The organism is Streptomyces sp. NPDC056452, from assembly GCF_042796085.1.
Classification (GTDB): domain Bacteria; phylum Actinomycetota; class Actinomycetes; order Streptomycetales; family Streptomycetaceae; genus Streptomyces.
In genome coordinates this window covers 1-26,101 of record NZ_JBHTRI010000003.1, presented here as the reverse complement: position 1 = coordinate 26,101, position 26,101 = coordinate 1, and the positions used below count along the sequence as shown (strand labels likewise).

The 26,101-nt window shown below is 69.8% G+C and carries 26 protein-coding genes; 17 read left to right on the top strand and 9 right to left on the bottom strand.

Going from position 1 to position 26,101, the window contains the following annotated elements; translation table 11 throughout:
• The first annotated feature begins 115 nt into the window (after window positions 1–115).
• The 8 genes from ACFQ6X_RS03970 to ACFQ6X_RS03935 all read left to right on the top strand — a co-directional run bounded on the left by ACFQ6X_RS03970 (window position 116) and on the right by ACFQ6X_RS03935 (window position 10,333).
• Window positions 116–1,219, top strand: a complete 1,104-nt coding sequence (locus ACFQ6X_RS03970) for an endo-1,4-beta-xylanase (RefSeq protein ID WP_383175479.1) — start codon at window positions 116–118, stop codon at window positions 1,217–1,219.
• Window positions 1,220–1,257: 38 nt separating this feature from the next.
• Complete coding sequence (locus tag ACFQ6X_RS03965; protein WP_383175476.1) at window positions 1,258–2,526, top strand: glucarate dehydratase family protein; 1,269 nt, start codon at window positions 1,258–1,260, stop codon at window positions 2,524–2,526.
• A gap of 63 nt (window positions 2,527–2,589) precedes the next feature.
• Window positions 2,590–4,128 carry a sodium:solute symporter family protein gene (locus ACFQ6X_RS03960; protein WP_383175473.1) on the top strand — a complete coding sequence of 513 codons (1,539 nt, stop codon included), beginning with the start codon at window positions 2,590–2,592 and terminating at the stop codon, window positions 4,126–4,128.
• Window positions 4,129–4,214: 86 nt separating this feature from the next.
• Entirely contained in the window at window positions 4,215–7,418 is a 3,204-nt protein-coding gene (locus tag ACFQ6X_RS03955) for a glycosyl hydrolase 115 family protein (RefSeq protein ID WP_383175470.1), read from the top strand.
• Window positions 7,419–7,452: 34 nt separating this feature from the next.
• Window positions 7,453–7,857 carry a hypothetical protein gene (locus tag ACFQ6X_RS03950; RefSeq protein ID WP_383175467.1) on the top strand — a complete coding sequence of 135 codons (405 nt, stop codon included), beginning with the start codon at window positions 7,453–7,455 and terminating at the stop codon, window positions 7,855–7,857.
• Window positions 7,858–8,025: 168 nt separating this feature from the next.
• On the top strand, window positions 8,026–9,132 hold the full coding sequence (locus ACFQ6X_RS03945) for an NADH:flavin oxidoreductase/NADH oxidase (RefSeq protein WP_383175464.1): 1,107 nt from the start codon (window positions 8,026–8,028) through the stop codon (window positions 9,130–9,132).
• A 56-nt stretch (window positions 9,133–9,188) separates the two neighbouring features.
• Window positions 9,189–9,935 carry a class I SAM-dependent methyltransferase gene (locus ACFQ6X_RS03940; protein WP_383175461.1) on the top strand — a complete coding sequence of 249 codons (747 nt, stop codon included), beginning with the start codon at window positions 9,189–9,191 and terminating at the stop codon, window positions 9,933–9,935.
• Window positions 9,936–9,985: 50 nt separating this feature from the next.
• Window positions 9,986–10,333 carry an ArsR/SmtB family transcription factor gene (locus ACFQ6X_RS03935; protein ID WP_383175458.1) on the top strand — a complete coding sequence of 116 codons (348 nt, stop codon included), beginning with the start codon at window positions 9,986–9,988 and terminating at the stop codon, window positions 10,331–10,333.
• 25 nt (window positions 10,334–10,358) lie between these two features.
• On the opposite strand, the gene ACFQ6X_RS03930 is transcribed toward ACFQ6X_RS03935, so the two are convergent.
• The gene (locus ACFQ6X_RS03930) at window positions 10,359–11,741 is read right to left on the bottom strand and encodes an FAD-dependent oxidoreductase (protein WP_383175455.1); all 1,383 of its coding nucleotides are present in this window, start codon (window positions 11,739–11,741) and stop codon (window positions 10,359–10,361) included.
• A gap of 89 nt (window positions 11,742–11,830) precedes the next feature.
• On the bottom strand, window positions 11,831–12,517 hold the full coding sequence (locus tag ACFQ6X_RS03925) for a DUF305 domain-containing protein (RefSeq protein ID WP_383176154.1): 687 nt from the start codon (window positions 12,515–12,517) through the stop codon (window positions 11,831–11,833).
• Between the two features lie 157 nt (window positions 12,518–12,674).
• On the opposite strand from ACFQ6X_RS03925, the gene ACFQ6X_RS03920 reads away from it, so the two are divergent.
• Window positions 12,675–14,165 carry an LVIVD repeat-containing protein gene (locus ACFQ6X_RS03920; RefSeq protein ID WP_383175452.1) on the top strand — a complete coding sequence of 497 codons (1,491 nt, stop codon included), beginning with the start codon at window positions 12,675–12,677 and terminating at the stop codon, window positions 14,163–14,165.
• A gap of 229 nt (window positions 14,166–14,394) precedes the next feature.
• On the opposite strand, the gene ACFQ6X_RS03915 is transcribed toward ACFQ6X_RS03920, so the two are convergent.
• From ACFQ6X_RS03915 to ACFQ6X_RS03895, 5 genes are all read right to left on the bottom strand, one after another.
• A complete protein-coding gene (locus ACFQ6X_RS03915; protein WP_383175449.1) occupies window positions 14,395–14,574 on the bottom strand; it encodes a hypothetical protein in 180 nt (59 codons plus the stop codon).
• A 79-nt stretch (window positions 14,575–14,653) separates the two neighbouring features.
• Complete coding sequence (locus tag ACFQ6X_RS03910; RefSeq protein WP_383175446.1) at window positions 14,654–15,379, bottom strand: HAD family hydrolase; 726 nt, start codon at window positions 15,377–15,379, stop codon at window positions 14,654–14,656.
• A gap of 19 nt (window positions 15,380–15,398) precedes the next feature.
• Window positions 15,399–16,091, bottom strand: coding sequence for a phosphatase PAP2 family protein (locus tag ACFQ6X_RS03905; RefSeq protein ID WP_383175443.1), 693 nt, complete (start codon window positions 16,089–16,091; stop codon window positions 15,399–15,401).
• Between the two features lie 35 nt (window positions 16,092–16,126).
• The gene (locus ACFQ6X_RS03900) at window positions 16,127–17,062 is read right to left on the bottom strand and encodes a M56 family metallopeptidase (RefSeq protein WP_383175440.1); all 936 of its coding nucleotides are present in this window, start codon (window positions 17,060–17,062) and stop codon (window positions 16,127–16,129) included.
• A gap of 86 nt (window positions 17,063–17,148) precedes the next feature.
• Window positions 17,149–17,754, bottom strand: coding sequence for a DUF5134 domain-containing protein (locus ACFQ6X_RS03895; protein ID WP_383175437.1), 606 nt, complete (start codon window positions 17,752–17,754; stop codon window positions 17,149–17,151).
• Between the two features lie 176 nt (window positions 17,755–17,930).
• Between ACFQ6X_RS03895 and ACFQ6X_RS03890 the strand changes: the two genes are divergently transcribed.
• Window positions 17,931–18,479 (top strand): GNAT family N-acetyltransferase, encoded by a 549-nt coding sequence (locus tag ACFQ6X_RS03890; protein WP_383175434.1) that lies wholly within the window; start codon window positions 17,931–17,933, stop codon window positions 18,477–18,479.
• Window positions 18,480–18,492: 13 nt separating this feature from the next.
• Here the strand turns inward: ACFQ6X_RS03890 and ACFQ6X_RS03885 are convergent, their stop codons facing one another.
• The gene (locus ACFQ6X_RS03885) at window positions 18,493–19,143 is read right to left on the bottom strand and encodes a glycerophosphodiester phosphodiesterase (protein ID WP_383176151.1); all 651 of its coding nucleotides are present in this window, start codon (window positions 19,141–19,143) and stop codon (window positions 18,493–18,495) included.
• A 278-nt stretch (window positions 19,144–19,421) separates the two neighbouring features.
• On the opposite strand from ACFQ6X_RS03885, the gene ACFQ6X_RS03880 reads away from it, so the two are divergent.
• From ACFQ6X_RS03880 to ACFQ6X_RS03865, 4 genes are all read left to right on the top strand, one after another.
• The gene (locus ACFQ6X_RS03880) at window positions 19,422–20,819 is read left to right on the top strand and encodes a DUF6421 family protein (RefSeq protein WP_383175431.1); all 1,398 of its coding nucleotides are present in this window, start codon (window positions 19,422–19,424) and stop codon (window positions 20,817–20,819) included.
• Between the two features lie 26 nt (window positions 20,820–20,845).
• Window positions 20,846–21,613, top strand: a complete 768-nt coding sequence (locus ACFQ6X_RS03875; protein WP_383175428.1) for an SDR family NAD(P)-dependent oxidoreductase — start codon at window positions 20,846–20,848, stop codon at window positions 21,611–21,613.
• Window positions 21,592–22,671 carry a threonine aldolase family protein gene (locus ACFQ6X_RS03870; protein WP_383175425.1) on the top strand — a complete coding sequence of 360 codons (1,080 nt, stop codon included), beginning with the start codon at window positions 21,592–21,594 and terminating at the stop codon, window positions 22,669–22,671. The genes ACFQ6X_RS03875 and ACFQ6X_RS03870 overlap by 22 nt, the downstream gene beginning before the upstream one ends.
• 169 nt (window positions 22,672–22,840) lie before the next feature.
• Window positions 22,841–23,533 carry a B3/4 domain-containing protein gene (locus ACFQ6X_RS03865; RefSeq protein ID WP_383175422.1) on the top strand — a complete coding sequence of 231 codons (693 nt, stop codon included), beginning with the start codon at window positions 22,841–22,843 and terminating at the stop codon, window positions 23,531–23,533.
• A 23-nt stretch (window positions 23,534–23,556) separates the two neighbouring features.
• Here ACFQ6X_RS03865 and ACFQ6X_RS03860 read toward each other — a convergent pair whose 3' ends face one another.
• Window positions 23,557–24,279 carry a lysophospholipid acyltransferase family protein gene (locus tag ACFQ6X_RS03860; protein ID WP_383175419.1) on the bottom strand — a complete coding sequence of 241 codons (723 nt, stop codon included), beginning with the start codon at window positions 24,277–24,279 and terminating at the stop codon, window positions 23,557–23,559.
• Between the two features lie 220 nt (window positions 24,280–24,499).
• Between ACFQ6X_RS03860 and ACFQ6X_RS03855 the strand changes: the two genes are divergently transcribed.
• The 3 genes from ACFQ6X_RS03855 to ACFQ6X_RS03845 form a co-directional block, all read left to right on the top strand.
• Window positions 24,500–24,826, top strand: a complete 327-nt coding sequence (locus ACFQ6X_RS03855; protein WP_383175417.1) for a TlpA family protein disulfide reductase — start codon at window positions 24,500–24,502, stop codon at window positions 24,824–24,826.
• Between the two features lie 196 nt (window positions 24,827–25,022).
• Entirely contained in the window at window positions 25,023–25,529 is a 507-nt protein-coding gene (locus tag ACFQ6X_RS03850) for a flavin reductase family protein (protein ID WP_383175414.1), read from the top strand.
• Window positions 25,530–25,730: 201 nt separating this feature from the next.
• Window positions 25,731–26,101, top strand: a 371-nt coding sequence (locus ACFQ6X_RS03845; protein WP_383175411.1) for an electron transfer flavoprotein subunit beta/FixA family protein, incomplete at its 3' end; no start/stop codon positions are given.

Below are 26,101 nucleotides of genomic sequence, written 5' to 3'. Positions count from 1 at the left end.
CTCCGCACGCCCCGGGGGTGTGCGGAGGTGATGTCGAAACTTTCGAAGGCACCCCGGAGCCCTCGGCGTGAGTCGGGGGCTCCGGACGGGGCGCCACTGTGGAAAGGCATCTGTCATGCTCAAGGCAACCCGCTCGGCGGCAGTCGGCGCCGCCGCTGCCGCACTCCTCGTCTCCTCCTTCACCCTGACCAGTGCGTCCGCCGCCACCGACAGCGCCGCCTTCCGCAACAGACCCGAGCCCCACGTGGCTCCGCAGACGCTCGCCGCGCTCGGCCGGAAGGCCGGCCTGCGCATCGGCACGGCCGTCAACACGGACGCCCTGGCCGAAGACGCCCCCTACCGGGCCAAGGCCGCGTCGGAGTTCTCCACCGTCACCCCCGAGAACGTCATGAAGTGGGAAGCGGTCGAGCCGCGGCGAGGCACGTACGACTGGGCAGCCGCCGACGAACTCGTCGACTTCGCAAGGAAGAACGGACAGCTCGTCCGCGGCCACACCCTCGTCTGGCACAGCCAGCTGCCGGCCTGGATCGACGACGGTGACTTCACCGCCGAGGAGCTGCGGGAGATCCTGCACCGCCACATCACCGACCAGGTCACGCACTTCAAGGGCAGGATCTGGCAGTGGGACGTCGTCAACGAGGCCTTCGACGAGGACGGCACCCTGCGGGACAGCATCTGGCTGCGGAAGTTGGGGCCGGGCTACATCGCCGACGCCTTCCGCTGGGCCCACGAGGCCGACCCCGAGGCCCGGCTGTTCATCAACGACTACAACGTCGAGGGCGTCAACGCGAAGAGCACGGCGCTGCACGGCCTGGTGAGCGAACTGCGCAAGCAGCGCGTCCCGGTCCACGGCGTGGGGATCCAGGGCCACCTGGGAGTCCAGTACGGCGCACCGCACGACATCGCGGACAACATGCTGCGCTTCGACCGCCTCGGCCTGGAGACCGCGATCACCGAGGCCGACGTACGGATGCCGCTGCCCGCCGACAGCACGAAGCTCGATGCGCAGGCCGAGGGCTACGCCGTACTGCTGCGCGGCTGCCTGCTCACCCCGCGCTGCAACGCCTTCACGGTGTGGGGCTTCAGCGACAAGTACTCCTGGGTTCCGAACACGTTCCCGGGTGAGGGGGCGGCGAACATCCTCGACGAGAACAACACGGCCAAGCCCGCCTACGGCACGCTGCGTCAGACCCTGACGCTCGCCGCCGGCCGGCACTGAACGCGCACCAGCTCCATGGGTACGGAAGAGGCGACTCGATGACGGAAGACCTCCGGATCACCGGAGTGAGAATCACCCCTGTTGCCTTCCGGGACCCGGCTCTGCTCAACGCGGTCGGTGTGCACGAACCCTTCGCACTGCGTGCGATCGTCGAGGTCTACACGGGCGACGGCCTGGTCGGTCTCGGCGAGACCTACGCGGACGAGGGGCATCTGCACCGGCTGCGGGCAGCCGCGGAGGCCGTCACCGGCATGGACGTGTACGCGCTCGGTGCCATGCACCGCAGGGTGGCCGACGTGCTGGCCGGCGACAGCGGGACCGGCGGATCCGGACTCACCGGAATGATCACCACGAGCAGCGCCGTGGACCGGGTGTTCTCCCCGTTCGAGGTGGCCTGCCTGGACATCCAGGGCAAGGCGGCGGGCCGCCCGGTGAGCGACCTTCTCGGCGGTGCGGTACGGGACTCCGTTCCCTTCAGCGCTTACCTCTTCTACAAGTGGGCCGCGCATCCGGGGGCGGAGCCGGACAGCTGGGGGGAGGCCCTGGATCCTGACGCGATCGTCGCCCAGGCCCGACGCATGATCACCGAGTACGGCTTCTCGGCGGTCAAGCTGAAGGGCGGGGTGCGGCCGCCCGAGGAGGAGGTCCGGGCGATCCTGGCCCTGCGCGAGGCATTTCCCGCGCTGCCGCTGCGGCTCGACCCCAACGCGGCCTGGAGCGTCGCCACTTCGATCGAGGTGGCACGCCGCCTCGAGGGCGTCCTGGAGTACCTGGAGGATCCGACACCCGACCTCGACGGTATGGCGCGGGTGGCACGGGAGACATCGATCCCCCTCGCCACCAACATGTGCGTCGTCGCCTTCGAGCACCTGGCGCCCGCCGTCGAGCAGGGATCGGTCCAGGTGGTGCTCTCCGACCACCACTACTGGGGAGGTCTGAACCGATCCCGCCTGCTGTCCGGGATCTGCGACACCTTCGGCATGGGTCTGTCGATGCACTCCAACTCGCATCTCGGGATCAGCCTGGCGGCGATGACCCATCTGGCGGCCGCCACACCGAACCTCACCTACGCCTGTGACACCCACTGGCCGTGGAAGACCGAGGAGATCGTGGTCCCCGGCACGCTGGCCTTCGCCGACGGGGCCGTGAAGGTCCCCCGGGGGCCGGGACTCGGCATCGAACTCGACCGTGACGCGCTCGCCCGTCTGCACGAGCAGTACATCGCGTGCGGACTGCGCAACCGGGACGACACCGGCTACATGCAGCGGATCGACCCGTACTACGAGAAGAAAACGCCCCGTTGGTGATCCGCCGCGGCCGCCGGTTCCCGGCCGGCCGCGGTGCGATCCGACGCAGATGAAGGAGTTTTCATGGCCCCGCTCGACTGGGCCGCCCTGGGCGGCTATTTCCTGGTGATGCTGCTCATAGGACTGTGGTCGCACCGCCGTGTAGGCAACGTGAGTGACTACTTCACCGGTGGCGGCCGGATGCCCTGGTGGCTCTCCGGTATCTCCCATCACATGTCCGGGTACAGCGCCGCCGTGTTCGTCGCCTACGCCGCCATCGCGTACAGCTACGGCATCACCGTCTATGTCTGGGCCTTCCTGCCGCTCGCGTTCGGAACGGCCGTGGGCGCCTGGCTGTTCGCTCCGCGCTGGCAGCGGCTGAGGCAGCGTTACGCGGTCGCCTCGCCGCTGGAGTACCTGGCCAAGCGGTACAACGTGCCGACGCAGCAGGCACTCGCCTGGAGCGGCGCCCTGCTCAAGGTGTTCGACGTGGCCGCCAAATGGGCATCGGTGGCGGTGCTGCTCAACGTGTTCACCGGCATGTCGATGACGGTGGGCATCCTGATCACCGGCATCGTCACCCTGCTCTACTGCACCGTGGGCGGACTCTGGGCCGACGCGCTCACCGACTTCGGGCAGTTCATCATCCAGGGCGCTGCCGCGCTCGCCATGCTCTGGGTCGTTCTGGACCGGCTGGGCGACGGTGTGGCGGGCCTCGGAACCATCTGGAACAGGCTGCCGGACGGGCACGGGCAGCCGCTCGTCGGTCCGTACACGGCGACCTTCCTCGGGGCCTACGTCGTCGTGAAGCTCTTCGAGTACAACGGCGGCATGTGGAACCTGGCCCAGCGGTACATGGCCACGGACTCCCCGAAGGCCGCGCGCCGTTCCGCCGGGCTCTCGGCGCTCCTGTACGTGGTGTGGCCGGCCGTGCTGCTGTTCCCGCCCGTCGCCGCGGCCGTGCTGCTGCCCGGCATCGCCGAGCCGGAGAAGGTCTACGCGCTGATGGCGGAGTCGTACCTGCCCGCGGGGCTCGTCGGCCTGACCCTGGCGGGAATGTTCTCCCACACGATGGCGATGGCCTCGTCGGACGCCAACGCGGTCTCCGCGGTCGTCACCCGCGACATCATCCCCGCAGTGGTCCGCCGCGCCAGGGACCTGTCCCCGGCGACCGGACTCCTCGTCGCCCGGGTCTGCACCGTCGTGTTCATCACCATCAGCATGATCGTCGCCATCGAGGCGGACCACTTCGGCGGTGTGCTCGGCATCATCGTCGGACTCGTCGCGGCCGTGATGGGCCCCATCTCCATCCCGATGCTGCTGGGACTGCTGCCGGCCTTCCGTAAATTCGGACCCCGCGCGGCCCTGTCCTCCTGGGCGTTGGGACTGCTGGGCTACGTCCTCGTGAAGTTCGTGCTCGAGAGCACGGACCAGACCCTGGTGATCGTCACCCCGCTGGTCACCTCGCTGGTGGTGTACGTCGCCGTCGGACTGATCAGCCCGGAGCCCGACGACACCGCCGACGCGATCGTGGCAGCACTCTCACCCGCTTCCGACGGCGACGGCGAAGCGGTGGCAGTCACCGCCGCCCAGCCTGCCGAGGCGTCCGGCGCCATCGACTGACGCGTTCCACCCCTCCACCTGAACACACGTCAAGGACTCACACCCTTCCAATTTGTCAAGAGTGTGAACAAAACTGGGAGAGCAGTATGGACCAGCACGTCCCGCACCACAGCAGTCGACGATCGGTCCTGGGGGCCGGTCTGGGGCTGACCGCGCTCGCGGCCACGCCGCTCGGGTCCCTGATCGGGCTCACCGGCGAGGCCGCAGCGACGACGCCGATGTCCGGCGGACCCGCACCCCTCCGGCCCACGGACCCCGGCGCCTACATCTCCTTCACCCCGCGCTCCGGCGCCTTCCCGCTGGTGAGGGCCGGCAGGGCGGCCCCGATCGTGGTCAGCGACAGCGACTACGCCGGCGTCGTGCGGGTGGCCGGTGACCTCCGGGCGGACATCGAGCGCGTCACCGGGGTCCGCCCCGTGCTCGCGCACGACACCGCTCCCAGGGGCAGCCGCGAGATCGTGCTCGTGGGAACCCTCGGCCGCAGCCCGCTCATCGACGGCCTGGTCGCCGCGCGCAAGCTCAAGGTCTCCGCAGTCGCGGGAAAGTGGGAGACCAGCCTGCAGGCCGTGGTGGAGAACCCGCTGCCGGGCGTGGACCGCGCCTTCGTGATCGCGGGCAGCGACCAGCGCGGCACGATCTTCGGCGCGTACGACGTCTCCCGGGGCATCGGTGTCTCGCCCTGGTACTGGTGGGACGACGTCGCACCCGTACACCGTGACGCGCTGTACGTCCTGCCGGGTCTGCACAGCCAGGGCACCCCCGCCGTGAAGTACCGCGGATTCTTCATCAACGACGAGAACCCGGCGCTCGGAACCTGGGCACCCGCCTACTTCGGCCCCGGCAAGGCCCCCGGCTTCGAGGGCGGATTCAACGCCGACTTCTACGCCAAGATCTTCGAAGTGATGCTGCGGCTCAAGGCCAACTACCTGTGGCCCGCCGTCTGGGGCCGCGCCTTCGCCGAGGACGACCCGCAGAACCACGCCACCGCGAAGGCGTACGGAGTCGTCATGGGCACCTCGCACGAGGCGCCCATGATGCGGGGGATCGAGGAGTGGAACAGGCACGCCGTCGCGGCCGTCCGTGACAGCGCCGGAAACATCACCAAGCCCGGCCACGACCCCTACGGCGGCACCGGCGAATGGTCGTTCCGCCGCAACGCCGAAGCCATCAAGGCCTACTGGAGGCAGGGCATCCGCCGCATGGCGGACGAGGACTTCGAGGGTGTGGTCACCCTCGGCATGCGGGGCAACGGCGACGTCAGCCTGCCCGACGGCGACGGCATCGAGCTGATGAGCGAGATCATCGCCACCCAGCGCCTGATCCTCGCCGAGGAACTCGGCCCCGATGCCGACGTCCCGCAGGTGTGGACGCTCTACAAGGAGGTCCAGCGCTACTGGGACCGCGGACTGCGGGTCCCCGACGACGTCACCGTCGTCCTCACCGACGACAACTGGGCCAACGTCCGCAAGCTGCCCGACCTCGAGAACGACGACCGCAGCGGTGGCTACGGCCTCTACTACCACTTCGACTACGTCGGGGTGGGCCGCAACTACAAGTGGGTCGACACCGCCTCGCTCCCCAACATGTGGGACCAGCTGCACCAGAGCGCGGCCTACGGCAACCATGGCCTCTGGATCACCAACGTCGGGGACCTCAAGGGCAACGAACTGCCCACCCAGTTCTTCCTGGAGTACGCCTGGAACCCCGACCGCTGGTCCCTGGACCGGATCCCGGAGTGGGAAGAGCAGTACGCCCGACAGAACTTCGGCGAGAAGCAGGCCGAGGACGTGGCCGCCGTCCTGCGCACCTACGCCCAGCTGCAGTCCCGCCGCAAGCCCGAACTGCTCAACCGGAGGATCACCCTCGACCCCGCCAAGGACCCGGCGAAGGACTCGTCCGCCATCGTCTACGACGACCGGGCCACCCCCTTCAGCCTGACCGACTACCGCGAGCTGGAGCGGGTCACGGAGGACTGGCAGCGTCTGGACACCGCGGCGGCACGCATCGGGCGCAAGCTCCCCGCCTCGGCCCAGGACGCGTGGTACCAGCTGGTCGGCTACGAGGTCCGGGCGACCGCCAACCTGTACGCCCTGCGGGAGGCCGAGTTCACCAACCTCCACTACGCACCCCAGGGCCGGGCCCTCACCAACGAGCTCGCGGCCACCGCCGAGGCCAGGCTCGCCGACGACTTCGCGCTGGCGCGCCGCTTCAACACCGAGGTGGCCGACGGGAAGTGGGAAGGCTTCCAGACCCAGCCGCACATCGGCTACGGGGATGTGGACCGCTACGGGCCCAACGCCCCCTGGCAGCAGCCCGAGCTCAACAACGTGGCGATCGCCGACGAGATCTTCCCCGCCGTGCGGCGCATCGAACTGCCGCGCACGGCCGAGATGGGCGTGGCCATCGACGGCTCGGCCGCCTGGTGGCCGGCTGCGGGGCAGGACGGCGCCGAGCCCGTACTGCCGGTCTTCAGCCCGTACCAGAGCCAGCCGGCGCAGTACGTCGAGGTGTTCAACCGCGGCTCCGAACCCTTCGACTACCGCATCCGCACGGGCGCGCCCTGGCTGGTCGCCGACCGGACGCGGGGGCGGGTGGACGCCCAGACCCGGGTCACCTTCCGGGTCGACTGGTCACGGGCACCCGAGGGCGTCACCCGGGTTCCGGTCACCGTTTCCGGCCCGGGTGGCAGCGAGGTCGTCGTCCAGGCCGTGGTCGACCGCCCCCGGGCGGAGCGCGCACAGCTCGCCGGCTTCGTCGAGGCCAACGGTTACGTCTCCATCGAGGCGGACCACTTCCACCGGGCTCTGGGCCGCGACGGCATCTCCTGGCAGCGCATCCCCGGCATCGGCCGCACCGGTTCGGGCATGGAGCCCTTCCCCGTCACGGCCGCACGCCAGACGCCGGGCGGGAAGGGGCCGAGGTTGGAGTACCGGGTCAGCCTGTTCACCACCGGGCCGGTCACGGTCTGGGCGTACCTCTCGCCCCGGAACAACGCACGGGCGGCCGACGGACTCACGTACGCCGTCTCCTTCGACGACGACGCCCCGCAGTCCGTCAACGTCACCGCGGTCACCGGGGCCGACGACGGCACCATGAACCCGCAGTGGGCCCGCAACACCTCGGACAACGTCAACCGCACCAGCACCGCACACCACATCGGCCGGGCGGGCCTCCATGTGCTGAAATTCTGGATGGTCGACCCGACGGTGGTGCTGCAGAACCTGGTGGTGGACACCGGCGGCCTCAAGCCCAGCTACCTGGGCCCGCCGGAGAGTCTCCGGCTGAGCTGAGCTGACCGGAGCGGGACGAGGAGGCGCGACAGGCATGAGCATCGAGATCGAGGACACCGAGGGACGCGGTGCGGCGCTGGAGGTGACCCCCGGCCCGGCCGAGGGCGCCCCCAGGGTCGGGATCCTGATCGAGGGCCCGCCGGGCGGCGCCTCCTGGTCCTGCTCCCCGGCCGCGGCCAGGGAGCTGGCCGCGGCGCTCGTCGCGGCGGCCGAGGCCGTGGAGAACGCGCGTCTCTCGGATCCGGTCACCGTCAAGGCCCGCGAACTGCTCCGCGGCGACGTACGCGACGGCGACCGGGCCATGACGGTGGAGGGCGTCAGGGTGGACGGAGCGAACGTCCAGGTGACGTGGACGTCGGGCGGCGGACGCAGCTGGAGCCAGATGTACGCGGCCGAGACCGACATCAGGCTCAGGCGGCGGCTGCGGCCGGGGAGGTGATGGGACGGCCCGGGCAAGGTTGTACGAGAGGCTTCGTAATTCGACGATTCCCGTAGTACGGTGAATCTCGTAGTACGGTGAATCTCGTACAAGGCGTGGGCGGCATGTCCGCCCGCCTGCTGTGCCCTGCCCGTCGCATCGTCGCATCCAGAGGAAGCGGAGTCCCCCGTGAGCGCACTCTTCGAGACCTACGCCCTGCGGTCGCTGTCCATTCCCAACCGCATCTGGATGTCCCCGATGTGCCAGTACAGCGCGGAGACGTCCGGGCCGGACACGGGCGCGGCGAACGACTGGCACTTCGCCCACTACGCCGCCCGGGCGACGGGCGGTACGGGCCTGATCCTGGTGGAGGCCACGGCCGTCAGCCCGGAGGGCCGGATCAGCCCCGCCGACCTCGGCATCTGGAACGACCGGCAGGTGGACGCCCTCCGCCGCATCACCGACTTCCTCACCCGGCACGGAACCGTTCCCGGCATCCAGCTCGCCCATGCCGGCCGCAAGGCGTCGACGGACCGCCCCTGGCGCGGCGGCGGTCCGGTCGAGGCGGGTACCCCGGGCAGCGAGGGCTGGCAGCCGGTCGCCCCGAGCCCGGTCGCGTACGACGAGGGCCACCCGGTGCCCGCCGAGCTGACCACCGAGGGCATCCAGCAGGTCGTCGCCCAGTTCGCGGATGCCGCCCGCCGGGCGCTCGCGGCCGGTTTCCGCGTGGCCGAGGTCCATGGCGCGCACGGATATCTGATCGGTGAGTTCCTCTCCCCGCACACCAACCACCGGAGCGACGCCTACGGCGGCTCCTTCGAGAACCGCATCCGCTTCGCCCTGGAGGTCGTGGACGCGGTCCGGGCCGTGTGGCCCGAGGACCTTCCGGTCTTCTTCCGCATCTCCGCCACCGACTGGCTGACCGAGAACGCGGACGACGAGCGGGAGGGCTGGACCGCGGACGACACCGTCCGCTTCGCACGCGAGCTGCGGGCGCACGGCGTCGACCTGCTGGACGTCTCCACCGGCGGGCTCGCGCCCCGCGCGCAGATCCCCGTCGGGCCGGGCTACCAGGTGCCGTTCGCCGAACGGGTCCGCACCGAGGCGGGCCTGCCCGTGGCCGCCGTCGGCCTGATCACCGACCCCGTACAGGCCGAGAAGATCCTCTCCGAGGAGCGTGCGGACGCCGTACTGCTCGGTCGGGAACTGCTGCGCGACCCCTACTTCGCCCGCAACGCCTCGCGCGCGCTCGGCGGCGATGTTCCGACACCCGAGCAGTACCAGCGGGCGGTCTGACACGAGGCCGTGCCCGGGTCGGCTGGGCCCGGGCCTTTCTCGGTACGCTGAACGTGATGTTCACTCCACAGGGCCCGACCCTCCGCGAACTGGCCGTTCAGGCGCTGTCGTCGACGATGCGCGGATACGACCTGCTCGCCCCGAAGTTCGACCGGACGCCCTACCGGACCCCGGACCGGGTGCTCGACGCCGTCACCCGGGCAGTGCGCCCCCTCGGGGTGTTCGGCAGAGGGCTCGACGTCTGCTGCGGCACCGGAGCGGGAGTGGGCGTACTGAGCGCGGTGTGCCGGGAGCGGGTCACCGGAGTCGACTTCAGCGCCGGGATGCTCGCCGTGGCGCAGGCGGCACAAGCGACGCGGCGGGCACAGGCAGGGGCCCCCAGCGGTCCGGCGGTGGACTGGGTACGTGCCGACGCGCTCGCGCTGCCCTTCGCGCCGGTCTTCGATCTGGCGCTCAGCCTCGGGGCGTTCGGTCACTTCCTGCCGAAGGAGCGCCCCGAGCTGTTCGGGCAGGTGCACGCCTCGCTGCGGCCTGGTGGCCTGTTCGTCTTCCCGGTCGGTGCGCCGCCCCCGGTGGGTTCGCGTGCCTACTGGTCGCTGCTCGGCTTCGACGCGGCCATGCGCGTGCGCAACGCGCTGTGGCGTCCGCCGTTCGTCATGTACTACCGCACGTTCCGGCTTCCCGATGTGACGGAGGATCTCGTGCGCACCGGATTCTCCGTACGGCTGCTTCCCCTCACGGACCTCGGCCGGGGGCCGGACGGCAGTCCCCGCGCCCGTCTGGTGGTCGCCACCCGCCGGTAAAACTACGACAGATCTCGTACAATGGACGCCCCGGACGAAGTGGAGCCACAGTGACGTCGAATGCCGCCCGTGCGCTCGCCCACCCCTCGCGGGACGAGATCCGCCTGGAAGGCGTGCTCCATGCGCTCTCCGACCCGATGCGCCTGCGGATCGTGCGCCAACTGGCGGGCGCCGCAGACGAACTGGCCTGCTCCCGCTTCGAGCTTCCCGTCACCAAGTCCACCACCACGCACCACTTCCGGGTGCTGCGCGAGAGCGGTGTGATCCGGCAGATCTACCGTGGTACCGCCAAGCTGAGCGGCCTGCGGACAGAGGACCTGGACGCCCTTTTCCCGGGCCTGCTCGACAGTGTTCTCGGTGCGGCGGACCGGCAGGCGAAGCGTCTCGGAGAGGACTGACCGACGGCCGGCCGAGGGCTGTCCCTTACCCGGGGCCGTCGCCCCGCGCCGCGTCGAGCAGCCCGGGCCAGTCGGGGATCTTCACCTGTCCACGTCCGAGCGAACGGCCCAGTGCCGCCTCCGCCCGCTCGATCGACAGCCAGCCGTTCCACTCCACCGGCCGCAGCCCCCAGTTCCGCAGGGCGCCCAGCGGGTCGGCAGCCACCGCCCTTTCCGCGAGCAGCGGCGCGTCGTCGATCAGCGAGGCGACCGTCTCCTTGGCGCACGACCTGTTCGAACCGATCACGCCCGTCGGGCCCCGCTTGATCCACCCGGCGACGTACTCCCCGGGCGACGCGACCCCGTCCCGCAGCACCCGGCCCGCCAGATGCGGCACCGTGCTCCGTGCCGGGTCGAACGGCAGCCCGGGCAGCGGAGTTCCCCGGTAGCCCACGGCCCGCAGCACGAGCTGGGCCTCGATGTCCTCGTAGCCACCGGTGTCCCGCACTCCGCCGGCACCGTCCGGAGCCGTCCGCGCGAACCGCACACCCGCCACCCGTCCGCCCCTCTCCAGCAGCTCGACCGGGCGCAGGAAGAAGCGGAGCCGGATGCGTCGCTCAGGGTCGCCCGCCCGGGGCGGCGGATCCGCCGACCACCCGCGCAGCACCTCCAGATTCCGCCGCACCACGGCCGGCAGCGGCGGCGTCCCCGGCGCGCCCGCCGGGGCTGCGTAGGCAGGGTCGAGGGCCAGCTCCGTACCGTCCACGACCATCCGTGCGCGCGGCAGCGCACCGAGCTCGCGCAGTTCCTTCGTGGTGAACCTCGCCTGCGAGGGTCCCCGCCTGCCCGCGATGTGGACCTCGCGGACCCGGCTCGCCGCGAGTGCGTCCAGGGCTGCAGGGGGCACGTCGGTGGAACGCAGCTCCGCCGCGCCACGGGCCAGGATCCGGGCCACATCGACCGCGACGTTGCCGACGCCGATCACCACGGCCGAGCGTGCCCCGAGCGTGAAGCCGTCGGCGGCGGTGTCGGGGTGCGCGCTGTACCAGGAGACGAACTCGGTCGCGGAGAAACTCCCCGGCAGGTCCTCGCCGGGAACGGCGAGCGGGCGGTCGGCCGCCGCTCCGACGCAGTAGACCACCGCGTGGTACAGCTCCCTGAGCCGGGCGGGTGACAGCCCGCCCGGGCCGCCCACCTCGACATGGCCGACGAAGGTGATCCGGTCGTCCTCCAGGACCGCCCGGAGACTGTTCTGGAGCGACTTGATCTTCTCGTGGTCGGGGGCGACCCCGTAGCGGACCAGGCCGTACGGGGTGGGCAGCCGGTCCAGGACATGGACCCGCACATCCGGCACCCTCGACTGCTGCAGCAGGGCCTGGGCCGTGTAGACCCCGCTGGGGCCCGAACCGACGACGGCGACACGGAGCACGGCGCACCTCTTCCCGCAGGATGCCTCCAGCATCGCACCGCGGCGCGGAACGGGGGAGAGGCACGCGGGGTCCGGTTTGCCCGGGGCCGTCAGGTCATCAGCTTGCGCATCCGGTCGATCTCCACGGTCTGCTGGGCGACGACATCGGTGGCCATCTCCTCGACGGTCACGTTGTTGCCATCGGCGAGGGCTTCTGTCGCCATGGTGATCGCGCCCTGGTGGTGGGTGATCATCAGGTCGAGGAACAGCGCGTCGAAGGCCTTGCCCCGTGCCGCGCGCAGCTTCTTCAGCTGGCCGTCGGTCGCCATGCCGGGCATGGCGGAGTGGTCGTGTGCCTCCGTGCGCTTGTCTCCGCCGTTGTTTTTCAGCCAGCCTTCCATCGCGCCGATCTCCGGCTTCTGACCTGCCGATATGCGCTCGGAGAGCCGTTGGACAGATGTGGAGGCGTCCCGTCCGGAGACCAGTGCGGTGAGGACCAGGGCCTGCTTGTGGTGCTCGATCATCAGCTCGGCGTAGCGGAAGTCCGCGGAGTTCGGGGTGTCGTCCCCGGCGGCCTTCACCGCCTCCTCGGCGGACAGCGTCCTTGCCGGCTCGCCCGGTTTCCCGGGCGCCACCACCGAAGGCCCCTTGCCCGACGCGGATTTCGTCTCCTTGTCGCCGCTTCCGGAATCGCAGGCCCCCAGGGCGAGTACGGCCACCGCGAGCGTCGCCGCGAGAGCGGTTGTGCGTATGCGCGGGGTCTGACAGCGGATCAACACGGCGACCTCCTGTGCCACATGGGTGTGTTGCACACCGTCCTAACACCTTCCACAGGGCAAAGATCAAAAACTTTTATTACGTCTCTGTTGCCATCTGTTGGTGTGTACATGCGAGGGACGATACTGCCGGGGTCCATGAACCGTTCAACTATGAACGGACACAAGGGAGGACGCAGTGACCTCGTTGCACACCACCAGAGTGCGGCGCAGACGTCTGGGTGTGGCGGCAGCCGCGGCCGGACTGATCGCCACGCTGTTCACGGCCGGACCCGCGGCCGCGACACCCGACCCCGGCGACAAGGCTGCCACCAGCAGCGGTGTCTCCGTGAGCCAGCAGGCCGAAGCCAGGGCTGCCATCAAGAGCGGCGAGATACCCGGCGTGGACGAAATCGTCCACAGCGACAACATCACTCACGTCGCCAACGTCCCGAAGGACGCTCTGAAGGGCACGAACTCGGACCTGGTCTTCCAGGGCAAGTACGCCTTCTCCGGCAACTACGACGGCTTCCGGATCTTCGACATCAGCAACCCGAAGAGCCCGAGGACCGTCGCACAGGTCCTGTGCCCCGGTTCGCAGAACGACATCTCGGTCTCCGGGGACCTGCTCTTCCTGTCCACCGACTCCTCGCGCAGCGACAACTCGTGCGCCAGCACCACCCAGCCCGCCACGGAGAAGTCCTCCTGGGAGGGCATGAAGGTCTTCGACATCAGCGACAAGCGCAACCCGCAGTACGTCGCCGCAGTCGAGACCGCGTGTGGTTCGCACACCCACACGATCGTTCCCGAGCGCAAGAACGTCTACGTGTACGTCTCCTCGTACTCGCCCAACGAGACGTTCCCGGACTGCCAGCCGCCCCACGACGGGATCTCCGTCATCAAGGTGCCGCGCAACGCTCCCGAGAAGTCCCGGATCGTCAACTTCCCGATCCTCTTCCCGGACGGCGGGAACCCGGGCGCTCCGGACAACCCGGGTGTCTCCAAGACCACCGGCTGCCACGACATCACCGTGCTCCCGTCGAAGGACCTGGCGGCAGGTGCCTGCATGGGGGACGGTCTGCTGTTCTCCATCGAGGACCCCGAGAACCCGAAGATCATCGACCGGGTCCAGGACAACGTGAACTTCGCGTTCTGGCACTCCGCGACCTTCAACCAGGGGGCCAACAAGGTCGTCTTCACCGATGAGCTCGGCGGAGGCGGCGCGGCCACCTGCAACGACGAGGTCGGTCCGAACCGTGGCGCCGACGGCATCTACGACATCATCGGCAGGGGCGACCACCGCAAGCTGGTCTTCCGCAGCTACTTCAAGATCGACCGTCCGCAGGCCGAGACCGAGGTCTGCGTCGCCCACAACGGGTCGATCATCCCGGTCAAGGGCCGCGACCTGATGGTCCAGGCGTGGTACCAGGGTGGCGTCTCCGTATGGGACTTCACCAACTCGTCGAAGCCGAAGGAGATCGCGTTCTTCGAGCGCGGTCCCGTCTCGACCGCGGCGGTCACCACGGCCGGTCCCTGGTCGGCCTACTACTACAACGGCTACATCTACTCCAACGACATCGCCAAGGGCTTCGACGTGCTGAGGCTCGACGACTGGCGGACGGACCCGGCGAAGCGGGTGCGGATGCACGAGCTCAACGTGCAGACGCAGCCGGACTACTTCGACCGCTGACCCGGCCGTAGGTCGCGCACGAAAACGCTGTGCCCCGCCGGGTGGCTCACACCCGGCGGGGCACGGTTAATTCATTGACCGGCGAGCCACGCGGGGACATGCTGTACCCCTGGATCCGGCGACGCGGGGGATCGCCGGAATCAGAGGACCCAGCGCCATCGGCGGGAGCCGGGCGGAACCGGACGGCAACGGCGGTACCAGCCGGGGGTCCGTGTCACACCGGACGCTCTCAGGCCGCCGGCCTCACGCTCGTACCCGCCGCGGCGGCCCACTCCACCAGCAGGCTCTGGTACTCCGTCTCGTCGTCCGGGGACAGCAGTCCGCCCGAGCGCTGCCACAGGTCACGAATCTCTTCGTTGACCACGGAGGCGGAACGCACGGAACCGGACGTGTTCGGATACGGGGACATGCGTCCAGGCTAAGGCCCCTGTCCGACAATCAGCCCCATCGGCGGACAGGACATCCCTCACACCTTCTCCAGGAAGCCTTCACGAAGCGTACGGATCGGGCCGCCCCTCCACGGGCGCCACCAGCCCGAGCGCACGGAGCCCGTCCGGCCGCTCCGGCACGGGAAGATGATCCACGAAACGCACCTCACAGCCCAGTGCCGCCGCGCCCCCGTCCGCGTGACGGTCGTCGCCGACCATGACCACGTCCGACGGATCGTGCCCCAGCAGCGTGCAGGCGGTCCGGAACAGACGGAGATCCGGCTTCTGGAGTTCGTGCTCGAAGGACAGGACGTACGCGTCGACCAGGCCGTCCATGCCGTGCGCCCGGAAAACGGGCCGCAGATCCCAGCCGATGTTGCTGACCACACCGACCGCGACCCCGTTGCGCCGCAGCCCTCGGAGCACCTCCACCGCATCGGGGTACGGGCGCCATGCCTCGGGCGTCATATGGCGGTCGTACAGCGCGTCGCACAGGCCGGGATCCGGGAGCTCCGCCCGGCGGGCCAGGCCGGTGAACGCCTGCCTGTGCATTTCCGCACTCCTGTCGCGATCGGCCCAGACCGCTGTGAGGTGCGGCGGGACCCGTTGCGGATGAGGGCCGCCCGGCAGGGCGCCGGCAGCCGTCAGCCGCTGTACGTACCGTTCGAAGTCGGCCCGTCCCATGGCTGTGCCCCGTGCGTCGAGGACGGCGCGCAGCCATGAGTCGACCGACTCGATACGGAAGAGGGTCCCGGAGAAGTCGAAGAGCACACCTTTGACGGCCATGGGCCTGATCCTCGCCGTCTCACGGACGGCGTGACAAGGCCGCATCCGGGCCGAGGCGCAGCCGGAGCGCCGTGTAACCGGCTGTCGAGAACGCGACCACGGCGGCGCCCAGCAGCAGGCCTCCCAGGACATCGGTCATCCAGTGCACCCCCAGGTAGAGGCGTGTGACAGCCACTCCCACCACGGAGACCCCCGCCACCGTCAGTGCCGTATGCCACAGCCCGGGTCCCGCGCCGTGCAGGCGCAGCAGCCACAGCAGCAGTCCGCAGCTCACCACCGCCGTCATCGCGTGGCCCGACGGAAAGGCCGCGTAGTTCGCCGAATCCACCGGGTCGGGCCACTGCGGGCGCTCGCGGCCCAGGGCGGCCTTCATCCCCTGCTGCACCGCGGTGGCGAGCGCGCTGGTCGCGGCCACCCACACGGCGAGCAACCGTGCCCCGCGCCACCACAGGGCGATCACGGCGACAGCGATCAGGGCGCGCATCGTCCAGGGGTCCCAGACCCAGTCCGTCAGCACCCGGTTGACCCGGACAAGCCCGGGTTCGGTCACCGCGCTGCGGTGCAGGGCATCGGCGACCGTTCGGTCCAGTGACATCAGGGGTGACCAGCGCACCGCGACCAGGGTCAGCAGCGCAGCGGCCAAGGCCGCGCAGATGACTCCGGTCGTCGGAAAGCCGGCTGCGGTGTGCGGGGTCCGGGAAGGGGAGTGCATGGGGACGATCCTCGCGGACGTGGGGCGAAACCCGCTCATCCCAGTGCGCTGAGTCCCGGAACGAAGGCCACCACCAGCGGAACGACCGGCACCAGTGCGGCCGCCGCGGTCAGCCGCAGCCGACGGCCCGCGGTGAGCCGCTCCACCGGGGCGAGCAACCGGTTCACCCGGAGCGGCACTTGTGCGTCCGGGGTCGGGCACGGGCCGAACACCCCGCGGTCCTCGTTGAGTTCGACCAGGGCGAGGGCGATCGTGAGGCGCCCGAAGCGCCGGGACGCCACATCGTCCGCCGCCAGTTCGACCAGCCGGTGCATCTCGTCGCGGAACGCGGCGAACACCGGCACCTGCGGGAATCCGGTCGCCAGCGCCGCCGAGCAGTGCAGGAGCCAGTCGTGGCGGGCCTGCGCGTGGCCCTGCTCATGGGCCAGTACGGCGTCGAGCTGACGGCCTTTCAGCCGTCCGAGAGCCGCCGTCGTGATGACCAGTTGAGGCGCCGCACCGGGCAGCCACCAGGCATCCGGACGCTCGCCCTCCAGCACCACCAGAGGGCCGCTGCCGGGCTCCTCGCCGGGCATCAGCGGGGAGCGGACCAGCAGTTCGCGCCGGCGCCGCCTGCGCCGCTGCTGCGCCCGGTGGATCTCCCGTACGAGCATGGCCACGGTCCAGAGGCCGCCGAGCGCCAGCAGCACCGCGATGACGGCCGACCAGGGCCCGTACGCGGCCAGTGCGTAGGCCTCCACCACCGCGCGCGGGGCGGGCGCGAAGACCTGTCCGCGTACCGCCTGCCAGGCGGCGGCCGCGCTGAACGTCATCGAGAGCCCGAAGGACAGCAGGACCCCGGCCACCACGCACTGCCAGACCCACAGCGCCACGACCGGCTCGCGCTCCGGCCACTGGGCCCGGGCCATCAGGCGCGGAGTCACCACGGCGGTCAGTGCACCGAGGACCAGCAGCACGAGGGAGACCAGCATGGCGTCACCCTATGAGGGCCATGGCGCTCGCGGGTATGGGCGTACACGGCAAGTGACGCACGACACGGCGCAACCGGCCCGCTGTCTCACAGAGTGAGCAGCATCGCGAACATGCCTATCCCCATGGTCAGCCTGCAGGCCAGTGCCAGCTCGGGGCGCGACTCCCGGCCGGGGCCCGCCGCACCACCAGTCCCGCCCGGACCGCCCGGGCCGGCCGCTGCGGTCACCGGGATCAGCCGCCCCGCCGAGCGCAGCACGTACAGCGCGTAGTACGCCAGCAGCACCCCGGTCAGCAGGGGTATGCCTCCGGCCGAGGCCGCGGATCCAGCGGCTCCGTGGTCCATGTGCCCGCCGCCGCCCCGGCCCGCGCCGGGTGCCATCGCCACCGCCATGTAGACCATGGCGAGCGAACCGACTAGATGGTGCAGATGGTGGGCGCGGTACGGGGCGGTCACGAGCACGCGCAGAGCCGCTCCGCCGAACACCACCGCGTACACCGCCCAGGTCCAGCCGGGCAGCGTGAACACGGCCGCGGGCACAGCCATCGCGGCCATGCCGAAACCCATCAGTCCCTCCGCCCGTGCCGTCCTGCGCTCCTCCTCCGTTCCGCTGCGCGTACGCAGCAGGCAGTACGCCCCCGTGGCCCCGCACAGCACCATCAACAGCCAGCCGGCCAGCGCCGGTCCGTGCACGGTGCACCTCCCCCTACGGTGAACGCCGGTGTCACCTACTCGTTGCCCAACGCCGAGCGGTGCTACCGGGGCGCATTGGGGTACTGGGGGAGCGCGCCAGGGCCCGAAGGGGGCGGCCGGCGGCCGGGTTAGTCTCGGACCGCACCGTCGGCAGAAGACAAACGGAGAACGCCACCATGGACATCGCACCGTCCCCTGACCGGGCACAGCTGACCTTCCGCGACGCGACCGAGGATGATGTGCCGGTCCTCCTGCAGCTCATCCAGTCCGCCTACCGCGGCGACTCGAGCCGGGCCGGATGGACCACGGAGGCGGACATCCTCCAAGGGCAGCGGACGGACGCGGACGGGGTGCGCGAGGTGGTCACGGCTCCCTCCGGGCGGCTCCTGGTGGCCGAGCGGGACGGCGAGCCGGTCGCCTGCTGCCAGCTCGAGCACCGGGGCAAGGCTGCCTACTTCGGCATGTTCGCGGTGAAGCCCGGGCTCCAGGGCGCCGGCCTCGGCAAGGTCATCATCGCCGAGGCGGAGCGCATGGTCCGCGAGAGCTGGGGTGTGACCGAGATGCACATGACGGTGATCTCGGTCCGCGAGGAGCTGATCGCCTGGTACGAGCGCCGGGGCTACCGCCGTACGGGAGAGCTGACCCCCTTCCCGTACGGCGACGAGCGTTTCGGCATCCCGCAGCGCGATGATCTCGCGTTCGAGCTGCTGGTCAAGGAGCTGTAGGCCCGCCCAGGGCTCAGGCGGTGAAGCGGCCCGCCCGACGGATCTCCGGATAGTCGGTCGTCGCCCCGTCCAGACCCAGCCCGCGCACCAGACGCAGATGGTCCTGGGTGTTCACCACCCAGCCGATCACCTTCAGGCCCTCCGCGTGCGCCTGCTCGACGACCTCCAGCGTGGTGCGGCGGATGTTCAGGGCGAGCGTGGAAGCGCCCACCGCCCGGGCGCGCTGGACCACGTCCCCGCCCCAGTGGCTCGCGATGAGCACCGTCCGCACCCCTGGTACCAGCTGCGCGATCTCGGCGACCGCCTCGTCGTGGAACGACGACACCTCCACCCGGCCGGCGAGATCACGCCGCAGCATCACCTCGGCGAGCGCCCGCGCCGCGGCCACGTCCTTGATCTCCGCCTGCACGGGTGAGCCGACCGCATCGAGCACCTCCTCGAAGACGGGCACGCGCTCACCCTGTCCGGCATCGAGCTCGCGGAGCTCTGCCAGCGTCTTCTCGGCGATCAGCCCCCTGCCGTCGGTCGTGCGGTCCACTGCGGCGTCGTGCATGACGGCGAGCGCGCCGTCCTTGCTCAGATGGAGATCCAGTTCGATGGCGTCCATGCCGGCCTGCTCCGCGTGCACGAAGGAGCGCAGCGTGTTCTCCGGCTCGACACCCATGACTCCGCGGTGACCGATGGTGAGAAAAGTCAAGGCAATCCCGCTTCCGTCCGTCGTCGGCCCCCGCGTGCTGCTCATACCCCAGGGAACCAGGTATCGCGCGCAGGAAGGCGAATGTCCTGCCTGTCCGGCGGAAGAAGTTGTCCAGCGGATGTGTGGCAGGAAAAATAACGGTGATGATGAGGGATCGCAGGATAATTTTCTGGATCCGACTTGTTCGAAGTGGCCGCACGTGGTTACCGTTGCTCCACGCGAGGTTCTTCTGTGAAGGAAGTGTTATGACGGAAATTCTTGAGCATGCCACCGCCACCGGCGCGATAGCTGCTGCCCCGCGGGTTGTCGAGCACCCGGCCTGGCCCGTGCTCAAGAGTGCCGTGGAAGAGATCCGTCCCTGGCAGTCGAAGGACGGCTCCATCGACTTCGCGGCCGAGGGAGCCCCCTCCACGGAGACGGCCGCCGCCACGCTCGAGCGCGTGATCACCGCCGTCGAGGAGCTGTCCCCCCTGCTCCCGTACGACGCCGCGTACCACCGCGCCCTCGTCCAGGACCTGCGCCGCTGGTCCGCCGACGGGTTCGGCGTTCCGGACTTCCTCGACTCGCTCCTCGCCTTCCAGCCCGCCAAGAACCGCGCCGACGGCCTCCAGCACCTCGTCGTCTTCGCGATGTACACGCAGAACGGCAACCCGGACCGCAACCTCGAAGCGGTCGTGCTGCGCATGGTCTGGCCCGAGTGGCTCGCCGACCTCGAGGCCACCCGCTACGACAACCCGCTGTTCTGCGGCATCACCTTCGAGGACTTCACCTCGGGTTACGACACCAACTCCGCCGTGCTCTTCCCCGAGACCATCGCCGTGCGCGAGGCGCCCGAGCGGTTCAGCTGGGGCGGCATCTTCTGCGACCGCGAGGCGGCCCGCTTCCGCCGTGTCACCGAGGCCTCCGTCGAGCTCCTGGGTGTCGAGCTGCCCGACGACATCCGCGAGATGATCGGCGACCAGAAGCGCTGCGAGCAGGCATTCGTGCTCTGGGACATGGTCCACGACCGCACCCACAGTCACGGTGACCTGCCGTTCGACCCCTTCATGATCAAGCAGCGCCAGCCGTTCTGGATGTACGGGCTCGAGGAGCTGCGCTGCGACCTGACCGCTTTCAGGGAGGCGGTGACGCTGGAGGCCGACGGCTTCGGCCAGGGCCGTGACGTGCAGTTCGCGGTGCTGTTCGACCGGATGTTCCGCTTCCCCGTCACGGGCGAGCGCGTCCGCAACTACGACGGCCTCGGCGGCCAGCTCCTCTTCGCGTACCTCCACAAGCACGACGTGGTCCGCTGGACCGACAACACTCTGAAGATCGACTGGGCCCGCGCCCCGCAGGTCACCAACCAGCTCTGCGGCGAGATCGAGAAGCTCTACCGCGACGGCATCGACCGCCCCAAGCTCGTGCACTGGTTCGCCGCATACGACCTGGTCGCCGGCTATCTCGCCCCGCACCCCGGCTCCCGCTGGGCCAAGGGTCCGGACGCCCTGGATCTGACCCAGCCGCCGCGTAAGCTCGTCGACGACGTGCTTCCGGACGAGTTTCCCCTGAGCATGTTCTATGAGGCGCTTTCCAAGAAGCTGAAGCACGTGATCGCCTCCACCAAGGGGATCACGGCGACGGATGCCGAGCGGGCAGCTGCGTGAACGCGCGTTCTGAGGAGTCGGTGGCCATGAACGGAACAGACAAGAACGAGGGCAGCGGTGTGCTCGAGGGCGCAGTGATCGCGGTGGCCGGAGCGGCGGGACCCGCCGGCCGGGCCACTCTGCTGAGGCTTGCCGAGGCGGGCGCGACCGTGGTGGCGTCCGACTCCCATCCGGAGCGGCTCGCCGAGGCGGTCGACGCCGCGCGGTACGCGCACGGCGGAGCGACCGTCACGGGAGACACCGTCGATCTGCTCGACGTGGGTGCCGCGCGTGAGTGGGTGGACAAGACGGAGAAGGAATTCGGCCGGATCGACGGCCTCGTCCATCTCGTCGGGGGCTGGCGCGGTGGCGCCACCTTCGCCGAGACGTCGCTCGCCGACTGGGACTTCCTCGAGAAGCTGCTGATCCGTACGGTCCAGTCGACGTCTCTCGCGTTCCAGGACGTCCTGCAGCGCAGTGACCGCGGCCGCTATGTACTGGTCAGCGCGGCAGGAGCCAGCAAGCCCACGGAGGGCAACGCGGCCTACGCCGCCGCCAAGGCCGCGGCAGAGGCCTGGACGCTCGCTCTGGGCGACGCCTTCCGCAAGGCGGGGGGCGGCGACGGCCCGACCTCGGCTGCTGCGATCCTGGTCGTCAAGGCACTGGTGCACGACGCGATGCGCGCCGAGCGCCCGAATGCGAAGTTTGCGGGCTTCACCGATGTCAAGGAGCTGGCCGAGGCCATCGCCGGCGTCTGGGACATGCCCGCCGGAGAAGTGAACGGAAAGCGTCTGTGGCTGACCCCGCAACCGTAAGGACCGATGCGCGACGTCACCACGATCCGCAGATACGCGGATTCGCCAGTGACAACTACGCGGGCGCGCACCCGGAGATCCTCGCCGCCCTCGCTCTCGCCAACGGCGGCCATCAGGTCGCCTACGGAGAGGACGACTACACCGGGCACCTCCAGCGGGTCATCCACAGCCACTTCGGACCGACCGCCGAGGCCTTCCCGGTGTTCAACGGCACCGGAGCCAACGTCGTCGCCCTCCAGGCCATGACCGACCGCTGGGGCGCGGTGATCTGCGCCGAGTCCGCCCACATCAACGTGGACGAGGGCGGAGCGCCGGAGCGGATGGGCGGGCTGAAGCTGCTCACCGTCCCGACGCCGGACGGCAAACTGACACCGGAGCTCATCGACCGCCAGGCCTACGGCTGGGACGACGAGCACCGGGCGATGCCGCAGGTCGTGTCGATCACCCAGAACACCGAGCTCGGTACGGTCTACACGCCGGCCGAGATCCGGGCCATCTGCGACCACGCCCACGAGCGGGGCATGAAGGTCCACCTCGACGGAGCCCGGATAGCCAACGCCGCCGCGTCGCTGGACGTACCGATGCGTACGTTCACCAACACGGTCGGCGTCGATGTCCTCTCCTTCGGGGGCACGAAGAACGGCGCGCTGTTCGGCGAGGCGGTCATCGTCCTCGACCCGGACTCCGTCCGCGCGATGAAGCACCTGCGCAAGCTGTCGATGCAGCTGGCCTCCAAGATGCGTTTCGTCTCCGTCCAGCTCGAGGCGCTGCTCGCCCGAGACCTCTGGCTGCGCAACGCCCGGCACTCCAACGCCATGGCGCAGCGCCTCGCCGAAGGGGTCCGCTCGGTGGACGGCGTGGAGATCCTCTATCCCGTCCAGGCCAACGCCGTCTTCGCCCGGCTGCCGCACGCCGTGAGCGAACGGCTCCAGAAGCGATTCCGTTTCTACTTCTGGGACGAGAAGGCCGGGGACGTCCGCTGGATGTGTGCCTTCGACACCCGGGAAGAGGACGTCGACGCGTTCGTGCTCGCGCTCAAGGACGAGATGTCCAAGTAGTCGCAGGGGATGCGGCCGACCGGAGCGCCCGGTCGGCCGCATTGCTGTGTCCGGCGGGCGCACGCGTAAGTTCAGTGGAGTGGACTGTCCAGTACGCTGTGTCGTACCGCATGCGGCTGTTCCGGAACGCCCGGACCTGTGCCCGCAACGCGCCGGAGTGAGGCGGACGATGGCTCTGACGATCACGGTTACCGACGAAGTGCGCAGCCTGGCCCCAGGCTTCACCCATGTCGCCGTCGAGGCGCACGGTCTGGTCAACGGGCCCAGTAACGAGGACAGTTCGGCGCTGCTGGACGATGCGACCCGCAGGCTCGTCGAGCGGCTCGGCGGCCGGGCGCCGCACGAGGACCCGCACCTCGCTGCCTGGCGCGAGACCTACGCGGCCTTCGGCGCCAAGCCCTCACGCACCCGCAACTCCGCCGAGGCGCTGGCCAGGCGCGCGCTCACCGAGGCCGGACTGCCCCGTATCAACCTGCTGGTCGACCTCTACAACGCGATCAGCGTCGCCCACCTGATCCCTGTCGGCGGCGAGGACCTGGACCGTATCGGCGGTGCCATGCGGCTCGTGCGCGCCACGGGGCAGGAGCCCTTCCCCACCGTCGCCGGCGGGGAGGAGGCCGTGGAACACCCCGAGCCCGGCGAGGTGGTCTGGTGCGACGACGAGGCCGTCACCTGCCGACGCTGGAACTGGCGGCAGGGCGTGCGCACGCGTCTGACCGAGGAGTCGGTGAACGCCCTCTTCCTGCTGGAGGGTCTTGCCCCCGTCACGCCCGGCGAGCTCGGGGCCGCAGCCACCGAACTCGCCGAGTCCCTCGAGAAACTGAGCCCCGGGGTACGGATCACCCTCCACGAACCGGCGTGACGTTTCGCTGCGGTCCGGACGGTTCAGCCGAGCTCGCGGACCTCGGCGGGCGTCGGAGCCGTACCGCCGAGGTGCGCCGGAACCCACCAGGTGTCGCTCGCGTCCTTGGGGCGCACCGGATAGGCGCGCTGCGCCGCCTCCAGGAGCTCCTGCACGCGCTCCCGCAGCCGGCGGGTGATCGCACCCGCGTACTGGTCGGTGGGCGCCTCCATGGGCTCGCCCACCCGGATGGTGACCGGGATGTGGCTGCGCCGGAAGTTGCGGGGGCGGCCCTTGGTCCACAGCCGCTGCGTACCCCACAGCGCCATCGGGATCAGCGGCACGCCGGCCTCCTGGGCCAGTCGCGCGGCACCCGACTTGAAGCTCTTCAGGGTGAAGGACTGGGAGATCGTCGCCTCGGGGAACACGCCGACGATCTCGCCGGACCGCAGCGAGGCGAGTGCGTGCGCGTAGGCGTCCTCACCCTGATTGCGGTCGACGGGGATGTGCTTCATGCCGCGCATCAGAGGGCCGGAGGCCTTGTGCCGGAAGACCGATTCCTTCGCCATGAAGCGGACGAGCCGCTTCTGCGGGAGGGCGCCGAGTCCGGTGAAGATGAAGTCCAGATAGCTGATGTGGTTGCTGACCAGTACGGCGCCACCGGTCTTCGGGATGTGCTCCGAACCCTGTGTGTCGATCTTCAGGTCGAGCGCCTTGAACAGCGTGCGAGCGGCGCCGATGACCGGCCGATAGACGAGTTCTGCCATCTGGATGAAGACCCTTCTTCAGTGCCTGGGGTGGGTTCTCCCGGCGGAAGTTACGCAGCCGTAGGTAATCGGCATTGTGGCGATCGTGCCCCATGTGCGACGCCGTGGCCAGCCCCAAAGGCCCCGGCGCGCGAGATTCTCGTCACGTGAAACCTCCGGGAATGTAATGGGGCCATACGGTGCTGACCCTTTGCGCAGAGCTCTGAGAAGGAGGACGCGGATGGACGGGCAGACGGCTGCCGAGACCCTGGACGCTGCCCAACTCGGCGCGGAACTGGGGGAGCGGGCGACTCTCGTGCAGTTCTCCAGCGCGTTCTGTCAGCCCTGCCGGGCCACTCGGCGCACGCTGGCCGAGGTGGCGGGGATGGTCGACGGCGTGGCGCACGTCGAGATCGACGCCGAGGCGCATCTCACGCTCGTACGCAGGCTCGGCATCGCTCGCACGCCCACCGTCCTGGTGCTCGACGCGGCTGGCACGATCGTCCGACGGGCAGCGGGGCAGCCGAGGACGGCCGACGTCGTCGCGGCGCTGGGGCGGGCGATGTGACGGACCGTGATGCATCTCCCACATAGCGGGACACGCTTGACTGCACACACCACGTATCGCCAGTCTGACGTCATGCCGCCAGCACTCCTTCTCTACGGCCGGGTCCATGTGGACCTCGTCCGCCATGCCAGTGCGCGCTGTCCGGGTGCCTGAGAACCCACGGCCCCCGAACATCCCCTCGCAGAAGGACATCTCCATGACGGCCTCACCCGATCTCGCCGCCCCCCGGACGGCCTCGCCCGAACTCCTCCGTTCGGTCTTCCGCCAGCACGCCGCAGGTGTCGCCGTGATCACCGCGGCCGGCGAGCGCCCGGTCGGCTTCACGGCCACCTCGCTCAACTCCGTTGCCGCCGAGCCGCCGCTCATCTCCTTCGGCGTGGGCGCCGAGTCCTCCAGCTGGCCGGTGGTGGCCGAGGCCGAACACATCGGCGTACACATACTCGGCGAGGAACAGCAGGAGCTGGCCGCCACGTTCGCGCGCAGCGGCGCCGACCGGTTCGGCCCGTCCACCGGCTGGCGCAGCGGGCCGGAAGGCGTGCCCCTGCTCGACGGTGTGGTCGCCTGGCTCGTGTGCCGAGTGGTGGCCCGGATCCCGGCCGGGGATCATCGCATTGTGATCGCTCAGGTGGTGCTCGGGGATCCGTCCGGGGGCGGCCGTCCGCTGGTCTACCACCAGGGCCGATTCACCGCTCTGCGAGACTGAGAACACGCATGCGGCACATGGGCGGACCGCGTTGGCAACGTCACAGTTCCAAGCGCTTGCTTATGGGTAAATCGATGGGTGTACTGGCGAGTAATATTTCCACCGGAGCATCGGTCGCCCCGACCGGAAACCGCCCCATAAGGCGCCTATGCTGCGTGCAACAAGGCAGCCCAGAAAAGACGATGCAGTAGGAGAGCCGGCGTGAGCTTGAGGATCGTTGTCTGTGTGAAGTACGTGCCCGACGCCACCGGCGACCGGCACTTCGCCGATGACCTGACCCTGGACCGTGACGACGTCGACGGTCTGCTGTCGGAGCTGGACGAGTACGCGGTCGAGCAGGCGCTGCAGATCGCCGACGAGGCGGACGACGCGGAGATCACCGTGCTGACGGTGGGTCCCGAGGATGCCAAGGACGCGCTGCGCAAGGCGCTGTCGATGGGTGCCGACAAGGCCGTCCACGTCGAGGACGACGACCTTCACGGCACGGACGTGATCGGTACGTCGCTGGTGCTCGCGAAGGCGATCGAGAAGACCGGTTACGACCTGGTCATCTGCGGTATGGCGTCGACGGA